Consider the following 20,475-nt stretch of genomic DNA (forward strand, 5'->3'; position numbering starts at 1 on the left):
CTTTCCTGGTCGAGGACCTGTGTCGAGGACCTGTACCGACGTGCTCCGGCCTACGCGACGGCGTCGTTCAGCCGGGAGGCCTGCTTGTCCTTCAGCGGACCGATGACCGCCAGCGAGGGCCGCTGTCCCAGGATGTCGCGGGCCACCTCGCGGACCTCGTCCGGGGTGACCGACGCGATGCGGGTCAGCATGTCGTCGACGGACATCTGCTCGCCCCAGCACAGTTCGCTCTTGCCGATACGGTTCATCAGCGCGCCCGTGTCCTCGAGGCCGAGGACCGTGGAGCCGCGGAGCTGGCCGATGGCGCGGTCGATCTCGTCGTCGGGCAGGCCGTGCTCGGCGACCTGGTCGAGTTCGTCGCGGCAGATCTTCAGCACGTCGTGGACCTGGCTGGGACGGCAGCCCGCGTACACGCCGAAGAGGCCGCAGTCGGCGAAGCCCGAGGTGTACGAGTACACGCTGTAGGCCAGGCCGCGCTTCTCCCGGACCTCCTGGAAGAGGCGGGAGGACATGCCGCCGCCCAGGGCGGTGTTCAGGACACCCAGGGCCCAGCGGCGCTCGTCGGTGCGGGCCAGGCCCGGCATGCCGAGGACGACGTGGGCCTGCTCGGTCTTGCGGCCGAGGAGCTCGACGCGTCCGGCGGTGCGCAGGGTGCGGGAGCCGTCGCGCGGGGCGATCGGGGTGGCGTCCTGCCGCTTGAGCGCGCCCGCCTTCTCGAAGGCGGCACGGACCTGGCGTACGACCTTGTTGTGGTCGACGTTCCCGGCGGCGGCGACCACGAGGTGGGTCGGGTCGTAGTGCTTCTTGTAGAAGCGCCGGATGCGGTCCGCGGTGAGGGCGTTGACCGTGTCGACCGTGCCGAGGACGGGGCGGCCGAGGGGGGTGTCGCCGAGCATCGTGTGCGCGAACAGGTCGTGCACGCAGTCGCCCGGGTCGTCCTCCGTCATCGCGATCTCTTCGAGGATCGCGCCGCGCTCGACGTTCACGTCCTCCTCGCGGATCAGCGAGCCGGTGAGCATGTCGCACACCACGTCGATGGCGAGCGGCAGGTCGGTGTCGAGCACGCGTGCGTAGTAGCACGTGTACTCCTTCGCCGTGAACGCGTTCATCTCGCCGCCGACCGCGTCGATCGCGGAGGAGATGTCCAGGGCGCTGCGTCGCTGCGTGCCCTTGAAGAGGAGGTGTTCCAGATAGTGCGTGGCGCCGTTCAGAGCCGGCGTCTCGTCGCGCGAGCCGACGTGCGCCCAGATGCCGAAGGTGGCGGAGCGCACGGAGGGCAGGGTCTCGGTGACGACGCGCAGGCCCCCGGGGAGGGTGGTCTTGCGGACCGTGCCGATGCCGTTCTCGCCCTTGATCAGGGTTTGGGTACGGGCGACGGCCCGCGCCTCCGAGGAGGTGCGGGCCGTCGCCGTGGAGCTGTTCGACGTCACTTGTCGGTGTCGTCCTTCGTGTCGTCGTCGCCCTCTTCGCCCTCGATCACGGGGATGAGGGAGAGCTTGCCGCGGGAGTCGATCTCGGCGATCTCGACCTGGACCTTGGAGCCCACGGCCACGACGTCCTCGACGTTCTCCACGCGCTTGCCGCCGGCGAGCTTGCGGATCTGCGAGATGTGCAGCAGTCCGTCCTTGCCCGGGAGCAGCGACACGAACGCACCGAAGGTCGTCGTCTTCACGACGGTGCCCAGGTAGCGCTCTCCGACCTCCGGCATGGTCGGGTTGGCGATCGCGTTGATCGTGGCGCGGGCGGCCTCGGCCTGCGAGCCCTGCTGGGCACCGATGTAGATGGTGCCGTCGTCCTCGATCGTGATGTCGGCGCCGGTGTCCTCCTGGATCTGGTTGATCATCTTGCCCTTCGGGCCGATGACCTCACCGATCTTGTCCACGGGGATCTTGACCGTGATGATCCGCGGGGCGTTGGGGGACATCTCGTCCGGCGTGTCGATCGCTTCCATCATCACGTCGAGGATGTGGAGGCGGGCGTCACGGGCCTGCTTGAGGGCCGCGGCCAGGACGGAGGCCGGGATGCCGTCCAGCTTGGTGTCCAGCTGGAGGGCGGTGACGAACTCCTTGGTGCCGGCGACCTTGAAGTCCATGTCGCCGAAGGCGTCCTCCGCACCGAGGATGTCGGTGAGGGCGACGTAGTGCGTCTCGCCGTTGATCTCCTGGGAGATCAGGCCCATGGCGATACCGGCGACGGGGGCCTTCAGCGGCACACCGGCGTTCAGCAGCGACATGGTGGAGGCGCAGACCGAGCCCATGGACGTCGAGCCGTTGGAGCCGAGGGCCTCGGACACCTGACGGATCGCGTAGGGGAACTCCTCGCGCGTCGGCAGGACCGGCACGATGGCGCGCTCGGCGAGGGCGCCGTGGCCGATCTCGCGGCGCTTGGGGGAGCCGACGCGGCCGGTCTCGTTCACCGAGTACGGCGGGAAGTTGTAGTTGTGCATGTAGCGCTTGCGGGTCACCGGGGAGAGGGTGTCCAGCTGCTGCTCCATGCGGAGCATGTTGAGGGTGGTGACGCCCAGGATCTGGGTCTCGCCACGCTCGAACAGGGCGGAGCCGTGCACGCGCGGGATGGCCTCGACCTCGGCGGCGAGCGTACGGATGTCCGTGACGCCGCGGCCGTCGATGCGGACCTTGTCCTTGATGACGCGCTCACGGACCAGGGCCTTGGTCAGCGAGCGGTACGCGGCGGAGATCTCCTTCTCGCGGCCCTCGAACTGCGGGAGCAGCTTCTCGGCGGCGATCTCCTTGACGCGGTCCAGCTCGGCCTCGCGCTCCTGCTTGCCGGCGATGGTGAGCGCCTGGGAGAGCTCGCTCTTCACCGCGGCCGTCAGGGCCTCCAGGACGTCGTCCTGGTGGTCGAGGAAGACCGGGAACTCGCCGGTCGGCTTGGCGGCCTTCGCGGCGAGGTCGGACTGGGCCCTGCAGAGCACCTTGATGAAGGGCTTCGCGGCGTCCAGACCGGCGGCGACGACCTCCTCGGTGGGCGCCTCGGCGCCGCCCGCGATCAGCGTGATCGTCTTGTCGGTGGCCTCGGCCTCGACCATCATGATCGCGACGTCGCCGTCCTCCAGGACGCGACCGGCGACGACCATGTCGAAGACGGCGTCCTCGAGCTCGGTGTGCGTCGGGAACGCGACCCACTGGCCGTTGATCAGCGCGACGCGGACGCCGCCGATCGGGCCGGAGAAGGGCAGGCCGGCCAGCTGCGTCGACGCGGACGCGGCGTTGATCGCCACGACGTCGTACAGGTGGTCGGGGTTGAGCGCCATGATCGTGGCGACGACCTGGATCTCGTTGCGCAGGCCCTTCCTGAAGGAGGGGCGCAGCGGGCGGTCGATCAGGCGGCAGGTGAGGATCGCGTCCTCGGAGGGCCGGCCCTCACGGCGGAAGAAGCTGCCGGGGATCTTGCCGGCGGCGTACATCCGCTCCTCGACGTCCACCGTGAGGGGGAAGAAGTCGAGCTGGTCCTTGGGCTTCTTGGAAGCGGTGGTGGCCGACAGCACCATGGTGTCGTCGTCCAGGTACGCGACGGCGGAGCCGGCGGCCTGCTTGGCCAGGCGGCCCGTCTCGAAGCGGATGGTGCGGGTGCCGAAGGATCCGTTGTCGATAACGGCCTCGGCGTAGTGGGTCTCGTTCTCCACTAGTGTTTTCTCCGATACTTTTCGTCTTTTCGTCCCGGTCTGCCCGTGTGGCAGCGGGACTCTTCTGCGGAGAAGCGCGCCTACTCGTGCGGGCCGGTCTTCGATCGAAGCTCCCGGGTTCCCATTCGCCCGGGGGCCACTACCGAGGACCGGCGGCGGCGAGGTGCGTTTCCCCTCGTGTCGTGCGGTGTGGCGGCCGCGCATCGCCGTGCGCTGTCGCGGTGCCACACCGTGTCCTGCGTACTGCGTGTCCTGCGTCGTACCACCACATTACAAAGGGGTGGTGACACTCCGCACGTACAGCAAAGGGAGCGGCCCCCTGGAAGTGGGAACCGCTCCCTCCACGATGTCTTACTTGGCGCCCGCCGCACCGCGGCGGATGCCCAGGCGGTCGACCAGCGCACGGAAGCGCTGGATGTCCTTCTTCGCCAGGTACTGCAGGAGGCGGCGGCGCTGACCGACCAGGATCAGCAGACCACGACGGGAGTGGTGGTCGTGCTTGTGGGTCTTGAGGTGCTCGGTCAGGTCCGAGATACGGCGCGAGAGCATCGCGACCTGGACCTCGGGAGAGCCGGTGTCGCCCTCCTTCTGACCGAACTCCGTGATGAGCTGCTTCTTCGTAGCGGCGTCGAGCGGCACGCGTACTCCTCGTAGTCTTCTGATGGCCACCGAGTGCCCCTGGTCCACTTCTCAGGGGAGCTTCCGTAACTCGGGAGGCGGGGATCCGCTGAGCGCGTCCTCCAGAGCCCGTGAGGGTGGTCCGGGGGTGCGTACACATACGGCCGTAACACAGCGTACCAGGGGGTGGGGGCCCCGCCGACCGGGGTCCGCGGGAGGCCCTGGAGGCCGGGGCCGGTCCCAGTAGGGTGACGCGACAGATCGGGTTCGTTCGTCTGGAAGGGGTCGCTTCGCCATGGCCGAGGCAGAGGACAAGGACGTCAGGGCGCGCAAGGAGCGGGAGAAGGACGAGCTCTACGCGCTCGACATCTCGGGGGTCGAATGGCAGAGCGCGCCGGGTACCGAGGAGCACGAGGAACGCGTGGAGATCGCGTACCTGCCCGGCGGCGCGGTGGCCATGCGGTCGTCCCTCGATCCGGACACGGTCCTGCGGTACACGGAGGCGGAGTGGCGGGCCTTCGTGCTCGGTGCGCGTGACGGGGAGTTCGACCTGGAACCGACGCCGCGGAACGGCGGGGCCGCGGCCGAGTAGCACGGCGGCACAAAGGAAGCGGGACCGGCGGCGCGGATGCCGCCGGTCCTTCTTCCTTTAGCGCTCTTTGTCCATTTTGCCTTCCGTGCAAGGCCGTTCGTACGCCACTTCCGGGCAGCCCGTGACGTAGTGGGCGGGAGCGGAGGGGTGGACGGGCCTGCCGTGGGGGTGGTTGTGGTGATTAGGCTGGGGTGGGCGCGGCAGTAGTACCCGTGGACGGGACCGCCGCTTCACAGGGGGACCCGGGGCGGATCGGAAAGCTCCGGACGACGAGAACGGTCGCCCCAGCTCGGTATGAGGGTGCTCGACCACACCAGGAGGAATTGTGAACAGCGATCGGGACGGGATCCGCGGGGGCTGGGCCACACCCGGCGATGACCAGTCCGACGCGGAGTCCGCCGTCGAGACGACGGGCGAGTTCACCATCGACTACGCCCCTCCTGCCTGGTACACGCAGAACGCGTCGGGCAGTTCGGACACCACTCCCCCGGCCGTGACACAGGAGACGGAAGAGACAGAGGAGGGGGAAGAGGCAGAGGAGGGAGAGGAGACGGGCGAGACGGAGGGGGCGCAAGCCCCGCGGACTCCGGTCGCGCCGTCGTTCGCTCCCGGGGCTCCCTTCACTCCGCCGACCGCGGCTCCGGTCACTCCCGTCGGGGGGCCGGTGGGCGTTCCGAAGCTGCCTGTGGGCAGTGGGTACGAGCCGCAGGGTGGCGCTCCCGAGGCGCCGGGCGGCGGTACGGGAGGGCCCGCCGGCGTGCCGAACCTGCCGAACTTCCAGGCGCAGGCGCAGGGGCAGGGGCAGGGGCAGGCGCAGGGACAGCAGCTGTGGTCTCCGCCGACGCCTCCGGTCCCGTCGGTTCCGTCGGTTCCGTCGGTTCCGTCGGTTCCTCCGACTGCCGCTTCCCAGCCCGCGCAGGCTCCTGACGGCGCCGAGAGCGACAGCGGGGACATCGAGAGCGGCGCCACCCTGCGGATCTCCCCCGGCGCCGTGAAGCGGGAGGTCGCCGAGCGGGCCGCGGCCGAGTCCCAGGCCGAGGGCGGGCAGGTGCCCGAGCGTGGGCCGGAGCCCGAGCCGGAGCCCGAGCCCGAGCCGGTCGGTCCGGACGAAGTGGCCGACGACGTCACCGAGAGCGCCGACGCGGAGGTCGTCCAGGTCGCGTTCGGGAGCCGGTCCGAGGACGACGACCAGGTGGACGACGGAGCCGAGGAAGCGGGCGGGGCCGAAGAGACGTCCCCCGGGAGCGTGCCCGTGCTGTCCGTCGCGCCCGATGTGAACAAGGGTGAGGACGAGGAGCGGAAGGACGCGGAGCGGGAAGACGGGGAGCGGGAAGACGGCGAGCGGAAGGACGAGGCCGCAGTCGCGCAGACGTTCGCGGACGACGACGAGCCGCGATCGGTTGACGCCACCGCCCAGAACTCCGGTGATCACGGCGATACCGGGCCCGTGACGGACCCCGCGCCGCGGGACGCGCCGCCGACGGACGAGGCCGCGCCCCGGGACACCGTGCCGGAGCCCGCCGCGGACGTGGCCGGCGCCGTGCGGGAGACGCCTCCCGCGTGGACCCCGCCGCCGCTGCCGCAGGGCGGACTGCCGCCGCTGCCGCCGTCGTACCAGCCCGCCGCGCCCACTCCGGCCGGGCAGTGGCCCGCGTCGACGGAGAGTGAGGGCGGCCGGCCGCAGGTACCGGCGGAGGCACCGGCGCAGCCGTCCGTGCCGCCGCAGGGGCAGCCGTTCCAGCCGCAGGCGCCGCAGCCGTCCCCGGCGGCCTGGCCCGCCGGTCCCGGCGCGCCTGACGTGCCCGGTAAGCCTGCCGCTGCGGCGCCCGCCGGCCAGCCGGGCGGTTACGGGTTCCCGCAGTTCAACGCTCCGGGGACGGGCCCGAACACGACTCCGGGTACGCAGGGCAGCGTTCCCGGTGCGGCTCCCGCGGCGCCGGCGGTTCCCGGCGTCCAGCAACCGCCTCCGCACCCGCAGCAGCCCGGGTTCACGACCGCACCTGCGGCTCAGGCCCCGGGTCCGGTGCCGGGTCCGGGTCCGGGTCCGGTGCCTGAGCCGGGTCCGGGTCCGGGTCCTCAGGCCGGTTACGGGTTCCCGCAGCCCGGGCCTGCCGCCGCGCAGCCCCCTGCCGCCCCGGCACCGCAGGACGGTTACGGCCTCCAGCAGCCGGCGCGGCCCGCCCCGGCCGCTCCCGTGCCCGCGGCCGGCCCGCAGGCGGCTTACGGCTTCCCGGCGCCGGGAAGCCCCGCTCCCGACACGTCCGACGCCTCGGCGCCGCAGCCCGGTTACGGCTTCCCGCAGCCGGGTACGCCCAACCCGCCGGCGCAGCCCGGGGGTTACGGATTCCCGCAGCCGCCGGCCGCACAGGCACCCCACGCACCCCAGACACCGCAGGCAGCCGCGCCGCAGCCCGCTGTCCCGCAGGCCCAGGCGGCTCCGCAGGCTCCGGCCCAGCAGCCGCACGCCCCGCAGCCGTTCCCCCAGCAGGGGCAGCCCTACCAGCAACCGTCGGCGCAGCAGCCCGTACCGCAGTCGCCTCCGCACGCCGAGGCAGGCGGGACCGGCGTACCCCTGCCGCAGGCACAGGGCCAGGCACCCCAGGCGCCCCAGGCACCTCAGCAGGGGCAGCCGCAGTCGCAGCCCGAACAGCAGGCTCCCGTCGATCCGCGTACCGGTACCGCCTGGCCGCAGCCCGTGCAGCACGACCAGCGGCAGCGCACCAACCCGGGAGCGCCGCTCGGTTACACGGCGGCCGTGGAGCTGTCGTCGGACCGGCTGCTCAACAACAAGAAGCAGAAGGCGAAGAGCGGCCGGCCCGCCGCCGGCGCCTCCCGGTTCAAGCTCGGCGGGAAGAAGGAGGAGGCCGAGCGGCAGCGCAAGCTCGACCTGATCCGCACGCCGGTGCTGTCGTGCTACCGGATCGCCGTCATCAGCCTCAAGGGCGGCGTGGGCAAGACGACCACGACCACCGCCCTCGGCGCGACGCTCGCCACCGAGCGGCAGGACAAGATCCTCGCCATCGACGCCAACCCGGACGCCGGTACGCTCGGCCGCCGGGTGCGCCGCGAGACCGGGGCCACCATCCGCGACCTCGTGCAGGCGATCCCGTACCTCAACTCGTACATGGACATCCGGCGGTTCACCTCGCAGGCGCCCTCGGGGCTCGAGATCATCGCCAACGACGTCGACCCGGCCGTGTCGACGACGTTCAACGACGAGGACTACCGGCGCGCGATCGACGTGCTCGGCAGGCAGTACCCGATCATCCTCACGGACTCCGGTACGGGCCTGCTGTACAGCGCCATGCGCGGCGTGCTCGACCTCGCCGACCAGCTCATCATCATCTCGACGCCGTCCGTCGACGGTGCCAGCAGCGCCAGTACGACGCTGGACTGGCTCTCGGCGCACGGGTACGCGGATCTGGTGTCGCGGTCCCTCACCGTCATCTCCGGGGTACGCGAGACCGGCAAGATGATCAAGGTGGACGACATCGTCAGCCACTTCGAGACGCGCTGCCGCGGCGTGATCACCGTCCCGTTCGACGAACATCTGGCGGCCGGTGCCGAGGTCAACCTCGACATGATGCGGCCGAAGGTGCGCGAGGCGTACTTCAACCTGTCGGCGCTGGTCGCGGAGGACATCGCGCGCCACCAGCAGTCGCAGGGCCTGTGGACGTCGGACGGCAACCCGCCGCCGGTCGCCGCCCCGCCGATGCCCGGCCAGCAGTACCCGGGCCAGCCGTACCCGGGGCAGCCGGGCCAGCCGGTTCCGGGTCAGCCGGTTCCGGGTCAGCCCCAGCCCGGGCAGTTCCCCCAGCAGGGCCGGCCCGCGCAGCCGGGGCAGCCGTACCAGCAGCCCCAGCAGCCGCACCCCGGCCAGCCGTACCCGCCGCACGGAGTGCCGCCCCAGCACGGAGCGCCGCCCCACGGAGCGCCGCCCCAGCAACAGCCCGGCGGTTACCCGCAGCCGCCTCACCAGCAGCACCAGCAGCCCGGTGAGCCGGACTATCCCCCTCCGCAGAGCTGGCAGGCCCGGCCCGTGGGGCAGCCCCAGCCCGGCGCGCCCTTCCAGCAGCCTCCGGCCGCGCCCGCGCCGGGGCAGCAGTTCCAGCCGGGTGCCCCCTTCCAGCCCCCGCAGCAGGAGCAGGGCGGCCAGGACTCCCGGGACTCCCAGGGGCAGGCTCCCCACCAGGCCCCGCCGCCTCCGCCGCCCCAGCAGTAACCGACCGCTCAGGTGACCCGTACGGCCGAATCCCCGGTCGTCGGTCCCGCCCCAGGGCCCGCCCCGTACCTCCACGGCGCGGGCCCTCGGCGTGTCCCGGGACGGGTCTCGCGCGCCCGGCGCCGAAACACCGCCGCACCAGCCCCGTTCGGTGCCGTCGGTCCCCGACCAGGGCTCCTTCACCGGTGTGGACCGATGACCGTGAAATCCGGGTCAACTCGTTATTTCCGCAGGCCACAGGGAGTTCACGGGCCGTTGACGCATGCCGGCCGGCGCTGGTGGACACTCACCTCAACCCGGCCGAGGCCGTCGGGAAGTATCTGCGGGAGCGGTGGGGCGACCTCGCCTTCGACAGCTGGTCCTCAACCCCGACCCCGACTTCGTCCTCTCCGTCCACACGTGTGCGGCGCTCCCGGCGACGCCGGAGGACGTCGGCGCGACCGACAACTTCGCCTGCGCCAAGGAGTACGCCGCCCCTAGGAGGGCGGACATCGTCAAGCGGATGGAATCGCGGCTGCGGCCGCGCGCCGAACTCGGCCTGTCCGCCCTGGTGGTGACGCACGATCCGGGCCTCGCACGGAACATCGCGGACCGGGTCGCGGTCATGTATCTGGGGCGGATCATCGAGACGGGGCCGGTCGAGGACGTCCTGAGAGCGCCTCGGCACCCCTGCACACCGGCTCTGTCGTCGGTCCTGCCCGACGCCCCCGGCGACCCGGTCGTGCTGGGCGGCGAGCTCCCGGACCCGTCCCGCATCCCCGCGGGCTGCCGCTTCCACGCCCGCTGCCAGATCCTGGCGGACGGCGAGGCCGACCGCGCGGAGGTCGCGGGCGCATGCCGCACGCAGGACCTGTCGCTGCTGAACGGCACCGGCGAAGCCCAGGTGGCCTGCCATCGGGCCGCGTCCCTTTGAGGCCGCGTCCCTTTGAGGCCGCGTCCCTTTGAGGCCGCGTCCCTTCGGGGGCGCGGGGAACTGCGCGCCCAGCCGCCACGGGCCGTCAGCCGGACCACCCGCCGGTCAGGCCCCGGCGTCGTACACGGCGACGAGCTCCCGGGACCGCTTCACATCGTCCGAGATCGCCTCGAGCAACCCCTCGATGGAATCGAACTTCGCCATCCCCCGCACGAACGCCAGAAAATCGACAGCGACGTGCAGCCCGTACAGATCGAGCCCCACCCGGTCGATGGCGTACGCCTCAACCGTGCGCTCGGTGCCGTCGAACTGCGGATTCGTCCCGACGGAGATCGCCGCCGGCATCGCCTCGCCCTGCGCGTGCAGCCATCCCGCGTACACCCCGTCGGCGGGGATCGCGGTGTGCGGCAGCGTCTCCACGTTGGCCGTGGGATAGCCGAGCTCGCGTCCGCGCTGGGCGCCGCGGACGACGACACCCTCGACGCGGTGCGGCCGGCCGAGGATCTCGCGGGCCCCGTCGACCTCGCCCTCGGCGACCAGCCGCCGGGTGAGGGTCGAGGAGAACGGCTCGCCGCCACCGGCCTCGCCGGTCACGTACAAATCGACCACGTCGACCTCGAAGTCGTACGTCTCGCCCTGCTCGGCGAGGAAGGCGACGTTGCCGGCGGCCTTGTGGCCGAAGCGGAAGTTGGGACCCTCGACGACGGCCTTGGCATGGAGCTTGTCGACGAGGACCTTCACCACGAACTCGGCGGGCGACAGCTTCGAGAACTCGGTCGTGAAGGGCAGGATGAGCAGCGCGTCCACGCCCAGTCCGGCCATCAGTTCGGCACGCCGGTGGTGCGGGGCGAGCAGCGGCGGATGGCTGCCGGGGCGGACGACCTCGCTCGGGTGCGGGTCGAACGTGACGACGACCGAGGGGACACCCAGCCCACGCGCCCGTTCGACGGCATGGCTGATGATCAGTTGGTGTCCGCGGTGGACGCCGTCGTACGAGCCGATGGTGACGACGCTGCGCCCCCAGTCCTGGGGGATGTCCTCCAAGCCACGCCAGCGCTGCACTGTGACCGCTCCTCGTCGAACCCGTGTCCGTGTCTGCCTCGTACGCAGCTCTAAGGGTGCCATGCCGCGTCCCCTCGGCCCGCATCGGCATGGACCCTGTGACCGGCGGCACGCGGGCAGCGGCAGAAGCCGCGGGGTCAGACCGGGACCCGCGCCCTCGCGAGCTCCTCGATCACGCGGTCCGCACCGGGCCCGACCGCGGTCGGGCGGTCCGCGGGCACGGCCCGTACGAGCACGTCGAGCACCTCCGGATCGCGTTCGCGCGTCAGCAGCAGGTCCAGGAACTCGCGCCGCCGCGGGCCCGACGCGGGCGAGCCGGGCGTCGCGAACACCTGGGCGAGTGCGGCCCGTACCGGTGGCCGGCCCCCGTCGAGCAGTACGGCGACGAGGGGGTGCAGCACCTCACGGGCGCCGGGGCCGTGCTCGAGCCGCCGGTCGACGTACGCCACCAGGTGCGCGGCCGCGTCCGGGCGCCGCTCCAGGACGTCGCGTACGAGTGCGGCGACGCGGCGGGCCAGCGCCGGTGTCGTGGCCTCGGCGAGCGTGCGCAGGACCGTGCCGTCGTCCGGTTGCCGCAGCCGGTCGTGGAAGGCGGCGAGCACCGGGTCCGGGTGCGTGGCCAGCGCGGCGGTGAGGGCGCTCACGGGCAGCCGCGGGTCGGCGGCCCGGAAGCGGGCCAGGGCCTGCGGCAGGTGACGGGCCCGCGTGTGCGGGTCACGGACCAGGAGCGCCAGCGCGCTTCCGTGCAGCGTGCAGTCGCCGGGGCGGCCGAGCAGCGTGAGCGCGGCACGGCGCAGCAGCTCGCGGTCGGGCCCGGTGCGTACGTGCGTGGCGGTCCGCAGCGCGTACGTGGCCGCCGCCGTCCGCCGGGCCGGGCGCTCGTCGCGCGCCCAGCGGTCGACCGCGCGGCAGAGCGTGGCGGGCTCCTCCTCCGCGAGTACGTCCAGCAGCTCGTCCGCGCGCGCGTGTCCGCTGTCGGCCAGTGCCTCGGCGAGGTCGTCGGGGGCACGGTGCCGGTGGGTGTGCAGGAGGACCTGGGCGGCGGTCGCGACGGTGGCGTCGGGGGTCGCGGGGAGCGGGCGGTCGTCGTCGAACCAGTGGGTGAGGAGCGGCTGCACACCGGCCGGATCCGCGACGAGCAGCCCGGACACGGCGTCCAGGTAACGCGGTTCGGTGGCGGGCGGCGCCTCGTCCGCCACCACGAGACGCCTCAGCAGGTCGAAGCGGTGCGCCTGCGGCAGGGGCAGCCCGAGCCAGAAGCCCGGCCCGAACCCGTCCGGCACCGCCCGCCCTTCGGCCCGCCACCGCACCACCCGCTCGGCGAGGTGCCGCAGCGCTCCGAGGTACGGGGTCGCGTCGGGGACGCGCAGCAGTACGCCACGGAGCAGCCGGGTGGCCCACCAGCCGTCGGCGTCGGCATCGACGTCGGCGCCGGCGCCGGCGCCGGCGCCGACTCCTGTGACGGCTCCTGTGACGAGGCCGTCCAGTACACGGAGCAGTTCACGCAGACAGCGGGTGAGATGGTCGTCCCCCTGTTGACGCGGCACGAGGAGCAGGGCTTCCAGGACCGGTCCGATGCGGTGGCGGGGGACGACGAAGTGCCCAGTGCGGTCGGGGCCGTCGTGGTGCGTCAGCGACCCCAGTGCCGTGTCCAGGTCGAGGTGCAGTCCCTGGATCCAGTCGGCGAACTCCTCGTGGGCGAAGCGGTAGCCGTCGCCGGCCGGCACGAGCAGGCCCTCGGTGAGCACGGCGGAGGCCCACCCGGTGCACCCGCCCAGCCGCCGGTCGGGCACCGGACCCCACGGGAACAGGGTCTCGAACGCCGCCCGGTCCAGCTCCCCCTCACCCGGCCCCAGACACCGCCGCGCCGCCACGTGCACCTGCCCCGCGACCCTGGCCGCGAGGCGCCGCACCGCTGTCCCGCGCAGCCCGTTCACCGCCGCGAGCCGGACGGCCACCCGCAGACACATCAGGTCGAGGTACGCCGCGAAGACCTCGTCCCGCGCCGCCCTGCCGGGCCGGTTGCCGGGCAGCGCGGCCCGTACCTCCGACAGCAGCCGCAGCGTCAGGGGATGCCGGGCGTCGGCCCCGTCCAGGACCCCCTCCGGGATCCCGTACCGCGCCCGGGCCTCGCGCGCCTCGTCCGCCGCCAGGTCCCCGAGGCGTACGCAGACGGGGAACCCACCGGGCACCTCGTGTCCGGCCGCATCCGTCGGCGGCGGCCCGTACAGCAGTTCCGGCGGGAACTGCGCCCCGGCTCCCTCCCAGTACTCCTCCCGGCACGCCACCACCAGCCGCACCCCGTGCTCCCGCAGCCAGCCCGCGGTGCCGGCGGCCCACCCGGGGAGCCGGTCGGCGAGCCCCGGCGGCATCTCCTCGGGGCCGTCGAGGAGGAGCAGGAGGGGCCGCCCGGCCTCCCCGGCGAGGCGCGCCAGCCGCTCGGGCCCGATGTCTCCGAGCGGGGCCGGCGCACCCCCCGCCCCGGCGGCCGCCACGATCCGCCCCGACCGCCGCAGCGCCCGCCGGGCCGCGTCGGCCACCGACGCGTCGGTGGCCAGCAGATCGGCGCCGCGCAGCCACAGGGTCGGAGCGGGCTCCGGGCCCTGTCCGCGCCGGGCGGCCAGGGCGGCCAGTTCCGTCGTACGGCCGCTGCCGGGCGCGCCGACGAGTCCGAGGACGCCGTACGGGCCTTCGGTGAAGGCGGCGAACTCCGCGGCCACCGCGGCTCGTTCGACGGGCGGGGCGGCGCCGCAGGCCGGCGGGGACGCGACGGTGGCCGTCAGCTCCAGTACGCCGGCCAGGTTGAGGTCGTCCCCGTAGGCGGGCACCGTCGCGGCGTTGCGGGCCAGCAGCTCGGCGAGGGGGGTGGTACCGGCCGTGCGGGCGGTGCAGAGCGGTACGGCGAAGCCGCCGGCCGGGTGGTCGCGGTGGAGGGCGGTGCCCAGGACGGCGATCACGGCACCGGTGGCCGCGTCGACCACCGGTCCGCCGGCCGCCCCGCCGCCGGGCCGCAGCGCGTCACGGCCGGCGGTGCCGATCGCCAGCTCCAGCGCGTGGTCGAGGTGGTGGGGCCGGCCGGCCGTCGTGTAGGTCACGGCGGACGGGCCCAGCACGCGGGCCTCGCGCCAGCCGCCCGCCGCGACACGGACGTACGCGCCGGTCCGCACGGAGTCCCGGACGGTGACCGGGAGCGGGTCGAGGCCGAGGCCGTCGCAGTGGACGAGGGCGAGATCGAGGGCCGGGAGAGGGGTGACGGAGTCGGCCGCGACCAGGCAGGTGCGGTCCCCCGCGGGTGTGTGCAGGACAAGCTGGGGAAGGCCGTCGACCGCTTCGTGGCTGGTGACGACGGTGCCGTGGTGGTCCGCGACGAACCCGGCCCCGCGGGGCCGCCCGGCGAGGTCGCGGATCCGCACGAGGCCCCGGGCCGGGCCGGACGCCTCGACGCGCGGCGCCGGCACGTCCAGGCCCTGCTCCGCGGCGCCCGGGCGCCGCTCCAGGGCATCCGCACCGGGCTCGACCGCGCCCCGGCGCAGGTCCGGCGCCCCGGCGCCCCGAACCGGCAGTACGTCCTCGGTCCGGGCCGGTACCCCTTCGGTCCAGGCCGTCGTTCCGCCTGCCGAGGTCGCGGCCTCCCCGGCCGTGCCGGAGGCAGGGGCGTCCGGTGTCCGATGACGGCCTCCGGCCCCCTGACCCCGTCCCGCCATCTCCGAACCTCCCGCCGCGCGCGCCGTACCGTGCTTCGGCGCTTCTCGCTTCCGACGGTAGGCGTGCGGTGATCAGGGGCGACAGATCCCGAGCCGAACAAGCCCCCCTCCGCTCCCCCGGTTCACTCCGAGCGCCTGGCCGGACGGGTGAATAGGCGGGGCCGGACGGATACACCCTTGAAAGGGGGAACCGAGGGGGAAAGTGGAGCGGCGCACACAGGTCACCCCGTGAACGCCGCTCCACTTCGGAGGAAGAGCGATCCGGCCGGCCGTCGGGAGACCGCCGGGCGAAGGGACGGAAGGACGGAAGGGCCGAGGGACAAAGACCTCAGACGAAGACCGCGAGGCTCTTGGCCTTGCCCTTCTGCTCCTCCACCAGCGCCAGGAACCGCCCCTCGGGGTCGAACACCCCGACGGCTCCGGCCCCGGTGTACTCCTCGGGCATCTCCAGCCGCACGCCGTTCGTCAGCAGCTGCGCGCGCTTCGTGTCCACGTTCCAGCGGGGGAACGCGCTCGTGGCGGCCTCCGCCACCGGCATCACGGCCAGCTCCTCCTGGAGCTGGTCGAGGGTGCGGGCGGAGTCGAGCTTGTACGGGCCCACGCGGGTGCGCCGCAGCGCCGTCAGATGGCCGCCCACCCCCAGGCCGGCGCCCAGGTCACGGGCGAGCGCACGGATGTACGTACCGGACGAGCACACCACCGAGACGATCAGGTCCAGCACGGGCGTGCCGTCCTCGGCCACGGCCTCCCGGACGTCGTACACGGCGAACGACGAGATCCGTACCGGCCGGGCCGGGATCTCGAAGTCCTCGCCCTCACGCGCCCGCTTGTACGAGCGCACGCCGTTGATCTTGATGGCGCTGACCTTGGACGGCACCTGCATGATGTCGCCGCTGAGCTTGGCGATCCCGGCGTCGATGGCGTCCCGCGTCACCTTGGAGGCGTCGGCCGACGAGGTGAGGTCGCCCTCGGCGTCGTCCGTCAGGGTGTTCTGCCCGAGCCGGATGGTGCCCAGGTACTCCTTCTCGGTCAGCGCGAGGTGCCCGAGGAGCTTGGTCGCCCTCTCGACGCCGAGGACGAGCACGCCCGTCGCCATGGGGTCGAGGGTGCCCGCGTGTCCGACGCGGCGGGTCCTGGCGATCCCGCGCATCTTGGCGACCACGTCGTGCGAAGTGAAGCCCGACGGCTTGTCGACGATGACAAGGCCGTCGGGCGTCTTCTGCTGCTGCGTCATTTGGCGGCGTCGCCGTCTTCCTCGTCGTCGTCCGACTCGTCCTCGTCGCCGGGCTCGTCGTCCTCTTCCGGCTTCTTGTACGGGTCGGCCTCACCGGCGAAGGTGGCGCCCGCCGAGACCTCACGCACCTGGGCGTCCTTGGCCCTGGCCTTGTCGAGCAGGTCCTCGATGGTCTTGGCGGTGTCCGGCAGGGCGTCCGCCACGAAGGTGAGCGACGGGGTGAACTTCACGCCCGCCGCCGCGCCGACGGCCGAGCGGAGTACGCCCTTGGCGCTCTCCAGGCCCGCGGCGGCCTCCGCGCGCTGCTCGTCGTCCCCGTACACCGTGTAGAAGACGGTCGCCTCGCGCAGATCCCCGGTGACCCGGGTGTCCGTGATGGTCACATGCGAACCGAGCCGCGGGTCCTTGATCCCACGCTGCAGCTTCTTGGCAACGACCTCTCGGATGAGGTCCGCCAGCCTCTTCGCCCGCGCGTTGTCGGCCACTGGTCCGTCTCCCTCTTATCTGCTGATCCCGCTGATCCACGTACGGCCGGTCCTTGCCGCCGTACGCTCATTCGTCGTCTTCCCCGTGGAGCCGTCGTCGCACCGACAGCAGCTCCACCTCGGGGCGCCCGGCGACCAGGCGTTCGCACCTGTCCAGTACGTCGGTCAGGTGGCCGGTGTCCCCGGAGACCACCGCCAGTCCGATGACGGCCCTGCGGTGGAGGTCCATGTGCTCCACCTCCGCCGCGCTCACCGCGTGCTTGCGGATGAGTTCGGCCACGATCGGGCGGACGACGGAGCGCTTCTCTTTCAGTGACCGTACGTCGCCGAGGAGGAGGTCGAAGGACAGAGTCCCCACGTACATGTGTGTGTCCGGATGTCCCGCCGGTTCGGGGTAGGCGGCCCGGCCGTGCTCTTGCCGGGGCACTTGAACGGTACCCCGAACCTCCGGTGCCGCTCGACGGAGTTTCGCCCCCGCCGCCCCTTCCCGTCCCGACCTCGGGGGGCCGGCCCCCCGAACCCCCGGTCCTCAAACGCCGGACGGGCTGGATATCCAGCCCGTCCGGCGTTTGAGGACGAGCGCGCAGCGCGATCCCGGGGGGCCGGGGGCGGAAAACCCCGTGGGGGCCGGCCGACGGGAACGAGTTCCCGTCGGCCGGCCCCACACGGTCGAGCCGAGCCGCAGGCGTTACGCGCGCGGCTTCTCGCGCATCTCGTACGTCGCGATGACGTCGTCGATCTTGATGTCGTTGAAGTTGCCGAGGTTGATACCGCCCTCGAACCCTTCGCGGATCTCGGTGACGTCGTCCTTGAAGCGACGCAGACCGGAGATGTTGAGGTTCTCCGCGATGACCTTGCCATCGCGCAGCAGCCGCGCCTTGGTGTTGCGCTTGACCTCGCCGGAGCGGACCAGCACACCGGCGATGTTGCCCAGCTTGGACGAGCGGAAGACCTCGCGGATCTCCGCCGTGCCGAGCTCGACCTCTTCGTACTCCGGCTTGAGCATGCCCTTGAGGGCCGCCTCGATCTCCTCGATGGCCTGGTAGATCACCGAGTAGTAGCGGACGTCGACGCCCTCGCGCTCCGCCATCTGCGCCGCGCGGCCCGCAGCGCGGACGTTGAAGCCGATGACGATGGCGTCGGATCCGGTCGCCAGGTCGATGTCCGACTCGGTGACCGCACCCACACCGCGGTGCAGGACGCGGATGTCGACCTCTTCGCCGACGTCGAGCTGGAGCAGCGAGGACTCGAGAGCCTCCACCGAACCGGACGCGTCGCCCTTGATGATGAGGTTGAGTTCCTGCACCAGACCGGCCTTGAGGGCCTCGTCCAGGTTCTCCAGGGAGAACCGGACTCCGCGCCGGGCGAAGTTGGCGTTGCGCTCGCGCGCCGCGCGCTTCTCGGCGATCTGGCGGGCCGTGCGGTCCTCGTCGACGACGAGGAAGTTGTCGCCGGCGCCCGGGACGTTGGTGAGACCGAGGACGAGGACCGGGGTCGAGGGACCCGCCTCTTCCACGTTCTCGCCCTTGTCGTCGAGCATCGCGCGGACACGGCCGTACGCGTCGCCGACCACCATGGTGTCGCCGACCCGCAGGGTGCCTCGCTGGACCAGGACGGTCGCGACGGCGCCGCGGCCACGGTCCAGGTGGGACTCGATCGCGATGCCCTGCGCGTCCTGCTCCGGGTTGGCCCGCAGGTCGAGCGAGGCGTCCGCGGTGAGGACCACGGCCTCCAGCAGGCTCTCGATGTTGAGGCCCTGCTTGGCGGAGATGTCGACGAACATCGTGTCGCCGCCGTACTCCTCGGCCACCAGACCGAACTCGGTGAGCTGACCGCGCACCTTGGTCGGGTCGGCGCCCTCGACGTCGATCTTGTTGACCGCGACCACGATCGGCACGTTGGCCGCCTTGGCGTGGTTCAGCGCCTCGATCGTCTGGGGCATCACACCGTCGTTGGCCGCCACCACGAGGATCGCGATGTCGGTCGACTTCGCACCACGGGCACGCATGGCGGTGAACGCCTCGTGACCCGGGGTGTCGATGAAGGTGATGCGACGCTCTTCGTCGTTGACGACGGTCGCGACCTGGTAGGCACCGATGTGCTGGGTGATGCCACCGGCCTCGCCCGCGACGACGTTCGTCTTGCGGATGGTGTCGAGAAGGCGGGTCTTACCGTGGTCGACGTGACCCATGACGGTCACGACCGGCGGACGCGCGACGAGGAACTCCTCGCCACCCTCGTCCTCACCGAACTCGATGTCGAAGGACTCGAGCAGCTCGCGGTCCTCCTCCTCGGGGCTGACGATCTCCAGGACGAAGTTCATCTCGTCCGCGAGGAGCTTCAGCGTCTCGTCGGAGACGGACTGCGTGGCAGTGACCATCTCGCCGAGGTTCATCATCACGCCGACGAGCGACGCCGGGTTGGCGCCGATCTTCTCGGCGAAGTCGGTGAGCGAGGCACCGCGCGACAGGCGGACGGACTGTCCGTTGCCGCGAGGCAGCATGACGCCGCCGACCGACGGGGCCTGCATGGCCTCGTACTCCTGGCGCCTCTGCCGCTTCGACTTGCGACCGCGACGCGCGGGACCACCGGGACGGCCGAAGGCGCCCTGTGTGCCACCACGGCCACCGGGACCACCGGGACGACCACCGAAGCCGGGGCGACCGCCGCCGCCACCGGGACCACCCGGACGGCCGGCGAAACCGCCGCCACCGCCACCGGGACCACCGGGACGACCCGCGAAGCCGCCGCCGCCACCGGGACCGGCCGGACGGCCGGCGAAGCCGCCGCCACCGGGACGACCGCCGCCGGCACCGCCGGGACGGCCTCCGCCACCGCCGGGACCGCGGCCACCGGGGCCGCCGCCGGGACGCGGGCTGCCGGCAGCCGGACGCTGCGGCATCATGCCGGGGTTGGGACGGTTGCCGCCGGGACCGCCACCGGGACGCGGAGCGCCACCGGGACCACCCTGCGGACGGGGCATGCCGCCCGGACTCGGACGGTTGCCGCCGGGACCGCCACCGGGACGCGGAGCGCCACCGGGACCACCCTGCGGACGGGGACCACGGTCCTGGCCCGCGCCCTGGGGACGCGGAGCGCCACCCGGAGCACCGGCACCGCCGGGTCCGCCGGGACCCGGACGGGCGCCGCCCGGACGGGGCGACTGCGGACGCGCCATGCCGGTGGAGCCACCGGACGTGAACGGGTTGTTGCCCGGACGCGGGCCGGCGGGACGACCGCCGGGACGCGTGCCCTGGCCGCCGGGACGCGGGGCGCCCTGACGGTCACCGCGGTCGCCGCGGTCGGTGCGCTCGCCACGGCCCTGACCGGGACCACCCTGGCCGCCCTGTGCGGGACCGGCCGGACGGACACCGGGCTTGGGGGCGCCGGGACGGGCGCCGGCCGGACGCTGGTTCGCGGCCGGGGCAGGAGCCTGGGCCGGAGCCGGGGTCTCCGGAGCGGCGGGAGCCGCGGGCGGCGCCGTGAACTCGGGCGCGGCCGGGGCCGGGGACACCGGCGCGGGCCGCGGCGCGGGGCGCGGGCCCGGCGTCGGACGCGTGCCGGAGGCCGGAGCCGCCGGTGCCGCGGAGGCCGCGGGCTTCTCGGCGGCCGGCTTCGGGGCCGGCGGACGCGGTGCGGCCGGACCCGGACGGGCGGCCTGCGCCGGTGAAGGCGCGCCGGGCCTGGCGGGCGAGGCCTTGCGCGGGGCGGGCTTGCCGCCGCCGTTGCCCTGCTGGAGGGCGTCGGTCAGTTTGCGTACTACGGGCGCCTCGATCGTCGAGGACGCCGAACGGACGAATTCACCGAGTTCTTGGAGCTTGGCCATGACGACCTTGCTCTCCACCCCGAACTCCTTGGCGAGTTCGTATACCCGGACCTTAGCCACTTCGCTCCTTTTAGGTCCGGGTTGCGTCCGGACCGTCGCTACTTCATGGGCGTACTCATCGCGTGCTCATCGAGTGCTCATCGCAATCTCGACCTACTTCCAACTCGCGGGGT

The 20,475-nt window shown here is 72.8% G+C and carries 11 protein-coding genes and 2 pseudogenes; 4 read left to right on the forward strand and 9 right to left on the reverse strand.

The features are described 5' to 3' along the window. Positions 1-50: 50 nt before the first annotated feature. The 3 genes from QFZ75_RS11125 to rpsO form a co-directional block, all read right to left on the reverse strand. Complete coding sequence (locus tag QFZ75_RS11125) at positions 51-1,430, reverse strand: pitrilysin family protein (protein WP_307536062.1); 1,380 nt, start codon at positions 1,428-1,430, stop codon at positions 51-53. Then, the gene (locus QFZ75_RS11130) at positions 1,427-3,646 is read right to left on the reverse strand and encodes a polyribonucleotide nucleotidyltransferase (protein WP_307536065.1); all 2,220 of its coding nucleotides are present in this window, start codon (positions 3,644-3,646) and stop codon (positions 1,427-1,429) included. Before QFZ75_RS11130 ends, QFZ75_RS11125 begins: the two co-directional genes overlap by 4 nt. Before the next feature lie 351 nt (positions 3,647-3,997). After that, the gene (rpsO, locus tag QFZ75_RS11135) at positions 3,998-4,285 is read right to left on the reverse strand and encodes a 30S ribosomal protein S15 (protein WP_020128575.1); all 288 of its coding nucleotides are present in this window, start codon (positions 4,283-4,285) and stop codon (positions 3,998-4,000) included. Between the two features lie 274 nt (positions 4,286-4,559). Here rpsO and QFZ75_RS11140 point away from each other — a divergent pair, with 274 nt between their 5' ends. The 4 genes and pseudogenes from QFZ75_RS11140 to QFZ75_RS11150 all read left to right on the forward strand — a co-directional run. After that, positions 4,560-4,856 (forward strand): DUF397 domain-containing protein, encoded by a 297-nt coding sequence (locus QFZ75_RS11140; protein ID WP_307536068.1) that lies wholly within the window; start codon positions 4,560-4,562, stop codon positions 4,854-4,856. 325 nt (positions 4,857-5,181) lie between these two features. Then, positions 5,182-5,310: pseudogene (locus QFZ75_RS41120) on the forward strand (SCO5717 family growth-regulating ATPase); the annotation flags it as partial. A gap of 303 nt (positions 5,311-5,613) precedes the next feature. Further along, positions 5,614-9,078 carry an AAA family ATPase gene (locus QFZ75_RS11145; RefSeq protein ID WP_373466035.1) on the forward strand — a complete coding sequence of 1,155 codons (3,465 nt, stop codon included), beginning with the start codon at positions 5,614-5,616 and terminating at the stop codon, positions 9,076-9,078. A gap of 514 nt (positions 9,079-9,592) precedes the next feature. After that, positions 9,593-9,991, forward strand: a pseudogene (locus QFZ75_RS11150) (oligopeptide/dipeptide ABC transporter ATP-binding protein); the annotation flags it as partial. A 105-nt stretch (positions 9,992-10,096) separates the two neighbouring features. Here the strand turns inward: QFZ75_RS11150 and QFZ75_RS11155 are convergent. The 6 genes from QFZ75_RS11155 to infB form a co-directional block, all read right to left on the reverse strand. Next, positions 10,097-11,053: a bifunctional riboflavin kinase/FAD synthetase gene (locus QFZ75_RS11155; RefSeq protein WP_307536072.1), complete on the reverse strand. Its 957-nt coding sequence runs from the start codon at positions 11,051-11,053 to the stop codon at positions 10,097-10,099. Positions 11,054-11,190: 137 nt separating this feature from the next. After that, a complete protein-coding gene (locus tag QFZ75_RS11160; protein ID WP_307536074.1) occupies positions 11,191-14,757 on the reverse strand; it encodes a trypsin-like peptidase domain-containing protein in 3,567 nt (1,188 codons plus the stop codon). A gap of 328 nt (positions 14,758-15,085) precedes the next feature. Beyond that, entirely contained in the window at positions 15,086-15,991 is a 906-nt protein-coding gene (gene truB, locus QFZ75_RS11165) for a tRNA pseudouridine(55) synthase TruB (RefSeq protein ID WP_307536076.1), read from the reverse strand. Next, on the reverse strand, positions 15,988-16,476 hold the full coding sequence (gene rbfA, locus QFZ75_RS11170; RefSeq protein WP_307536078.1) for a 30S ribosome-binding factor RbfA: 489 nt from the start codon (positions 16,474-16,476) through the stop codon (positions 15,988-15,990). The genes truB and rbfA overlap by 4 nt, the downstream gene beginning before the upstream one ends. Positions 16,477-16,543: 67 nt before the next feature. Continuing rightward, positions 16,544-16,840, reverse strand: coding sequence for a DUF503 domain-containing protein (locus tag QFZ75_RS11175; RefSeq protein ID WP_307536080.1), 297 nt, complete (start codon positions 16,838-16,840; stop codon positions 16,544-16,546). A 324-nt stretch (positions 16,841-17,164) separates the two neighbouring features. Then, on the reverse strand, positions 17,165-20,362 hold the full coding sequence (infB, locus tag QFZ75_RS11180; protein WP_307536081.1) for a translation initiation factor IF-2: 3,198 nt from the start codon (positions 20,360-20,362) through the stop codon (positions 17,165-17,167). Between the last annotated feature and the right edge of the window lie 113 nt (positions 20,363-20,475).

Source organism: Streptomyces sp. V3I8, assembly GCF_030817535.1.
In the GTDB taxonomy this organism is placed as follows: Bacteria; Actinomycetota; Actinomycetes; order Streptomycetales; family Streptomycetaceae; genus Streptomyces.